Genomic DNA, 2,907 nt, shown 5'->3' on the forward strand with positions numbered 1-2,907 from the left:
GATTTGTGAAAACCGATACAAAAACCCATAAAACTTTCATCGAAACGAAACAAATGAGAAATAAATCAAGGTTACGCTTCAACCACATGTGGTAATAAGAAGTCTCCGTTTTAGGGACAATAATGATAATGAGGTGAGCTTATGGAAGGCTTTCAATTCGACGATTATCTGGAAATGGAAATGCCGCGGGCCCGCGCAGGACGCGCCAAGCCAGTAAAACGTAAATGGCGGGAAATCGAAGCCATTAAAGACCGACAACGCTTACAAAAAGAGCTCATGGATATGGGTTTTGAAGCTGACCTGGAAGACATTGATTTATAGAAAAAGGCGCCGTTTGGCGCCTTTTTCGTTTTCCCAACCAGTGAGACTCAGACGGATTCTTGATCCGTCTGCCTGACTCTGAGCGCCAACTCCTGATATTGCTCGGCGATGGTGTTCCCAAACACCGGGTCATCTTCATTGACACACCATTGTGATTCCACCAGCTGCCAGTCTTCGGTGCTGAAGGTATTGGCGATCAGTGGCAAAATCGATTGTTCTTCCATATCCAGATGCCGCCGCTGAGCTGCCACGAACTCTTCCAACTGATTGAGAAACAGATCCTGGGGCACGATCGCATCGTTGAGTATCATGTCGATGGTATTCAAGAATTCATGCGTCCGGTGAGACAGTTCAACATGCTCTTCTGCCAGATTTTGGACGTCCTGGGTCGCACCGTATTTCTCCATATAGTAGTTATACAGGATGTCTTCTTTTGGGTGATGCACCTTCTCAGAATGGTTGGCAAGGTAGTCGACCACCTCCCGAATCAGGTTATAGTTCACCACTTTCTCATCTTTAAGCAGTGCTATTTTTTTGCGCAATACCGCCAACAGTCGCATCATGTACCCATGCTCACGGCGGATCCTCTCTATCATCATGGCATCTCTCCTTAAATACCCACGCTTTGTAAGTGTATAAGAGATTGATGCAACACGCTTTGATACTGGTCGAAAAACACTCACTCCACTGTCAATGGAACTTGCCAGTCGATTGGGGCTTTTCCTTGCTGTGTCAACAGGTAATTGGTCTGGGAAAAATGACCACATCCGAAGAAACCCCGGTGCGCCGAAAGCGGGGATGGATGCGGTGCCGCCAAGACATGGTGCTTGTTGCGATCAATAAAACGGCCTTTTTTCTGGGCGTGTGAACCCCACAACAGAAACACCACCCCTTGCTGATGCTGATTCAGCGCTTCAATCACTTTGTCGGTAAAGGTTTCCCAGCCAGTACGGGCATGGGAGTGAGCTTTTCCCTGCTCAACGGTCAGTACCGTATTGAGCAGTAATACACCTTGCTCCGCCCAGGCTTGAAGATAGCCGTGCGCCGGGATCTGAAAGCCATCGATATCCTGAGCCAGCTCTTTATACATGTTGACCAACGAAGGAGGTGTGCGCACACCGGGCAGTACGGAAAAACACAACCCGTGAGCCTGATTTGGCCCGTGATATGGATCCTGACCCAGAATCACCACTTTTACGTCAGCAAATTCAGTGGAGCGAAACGCATTAAACACATCTTTGGCTGGTGGAAAGATCACTTTGCCCGCGTGCCGTTCAGATTCTACGAACGCCAGAGTTTGCTGAAAGTAGTCCTGCTGCTTTTCGTTACCAATAACATCATGCCAGGTCAATGAGTTAGTCATAGAGGCTCTCCGATAAAGTTTGCCTCTATTCTATACAAATCTGCCTCTCAACGCACAAGCCCCTGAGCCGCCGATTCGAATCATGCGAAGTAGTGGGGCACAACGTAAACCGGTCCTGCCGGTGACAATATCCGGCGGCGTTATTTACTCCTCTGGGGGGTACGGAAATGTCCGTGAGCATGAATGTGCCGATTGGGTTGGGGAAGACGCGCCGCACCGATGACTCGGCGTGCAAACACTGCGGGTGGAACTTTAGACATCTTGGCATCCTTTTTTATGGGGTATTTCTTTCTGTGACATTATGAAAGATGGATGCCAAGTGCTTAAAAAGCCAATTATTTTTTTACTTATTGATAAAACTCTCGCAACTGACGAATCTCTTGATGCCAGATACTTGGATCGATTGTCTCTAAAATCAACGGGATACCATCAAATCGTTGGTCTTTGGCAATATACTCAAAACAATCCCAACCAATCTCCCCCAGTCCCAGTGAATGATGTCGGTCGACCCGACCAGACAGCGGGATCTTTGAATCATTAAGGTGCATTGCTCTCAAATAGTGCATTCCCACCACTCGCTCAAAGTTTGCGAACGTCGATTCACACGCCGCTTTGCTGCTCAGGTCATAACCCGCCGCAAACGTATGACACGTATCAATACACACGCCCACCCGGGATTTATCCTCCACCTGATCGATGATCTCCGCCAGATGCTCGAACTGCCAGCCCAAGTTGGTCCCTTGCCCAGCCGTATTCTCGATAACCGCCACCACCTCGGGCACCGATCGATGGGCGATGTTGATCGATTCTGCGATCTTCGCCAGGCACTCTTGCTCGGAAATCTGATTGAGATGGCTGCCGGGGTGAAAATTGAGTAGCGTCAGACCCAGTTGATGACAACGTTCAAATTCGTCGACAAAAGCCGCGCGGGATTTGTTGAGCTTCTCCTCTTCCGGAGCCCCGAGATTAATCAGATAGGAATCATGGGGCAAAATCTGCTCAGCAGAGAAACCGAATCGGGCACAATTGGTCTTGAAGGCCTCAATCGTGGCGATATCGAGCGGCTTCGCTTTCCATTGGCGTTGATTTTTAGTGAACAAGGCAAATGCATTGGCTCCGATTTCGTGTGCCCGAATCGGCGCTTTATCGACCCCACCAGCGGCCGAAACATGCGCGCCGATAAACTTCTCTCCCACCCGTTTTTTCCACTGTGTCATTTAATC

General features: G+C 49.0%; 4 protein-coding genes. 1 reads left to right on the plus strand and 3 read right to left on the minus strand.

Annotated elements, in window-relative coordinates; translation table 11 throughout:
- Positions 1-141 precede the first annotated feature (141 nt).
- Entirely contained in the window at positions 142-321 is a 180-nt protein-coding gene (locus CAG65_RS15560; RefSeq protein ID WP_021705965.1) for a DUF3545 family protein, read from the plus strand.
- A 47-nt stretch (positions 322-368) separates the two neighbouring features.
- On the opposite strand, the gene CAG65_RS15565 is transcribed toward CAG65_RS15560, so the two are convergent.
- The 3 genes from CAG65_RS15565 to nfo form a co-directional block, all read right to left on the minus strand.
- Positions 369-920, minus strand: a complete 552-nt coding sequence (locus CAG65_RS15565; RefSeq protein WP_021705966.1) for a hemerythrin domain-containing protein — start codon at positions 918-920, stop codon at positions 369-371.
- Between the two features lie 80 nt (positions 921-1,000).
- A complete protein-coding gene (ung, locus tag CAG65_RS15570; RefSeq protein ID WP_021705967.1) occupies positions 1,001-1,684 on the minus strand; it encodes a uracil-DNA glycosylase in 684 nt (227 codons plus the stop codon).
- 347 nt (positions 1,685-2,031) lie between these two features.
- A complete protein-coding gene (gene nfo, locus CAG65_RS15575; RefSeq protein ID WP_161454235.1) occupies positions 2,032-2,901 on the minus strand; it encodes a deoxyribonuclease IV in 870 nt (289 codons plus the stop codon).
- Positions 2,902-2,907: the final 6 nt, after the last annotated feature.

This window comes from Vibrio sp. V39_P1S14PM300 (assembly GCF_009904765.1).
GTDB lineage: Bacteria > Pseudomonadota > Gammaproteobacteria > Enterobacterales > Vibrionaceae > Vibrio > Vibrio proteolyticus.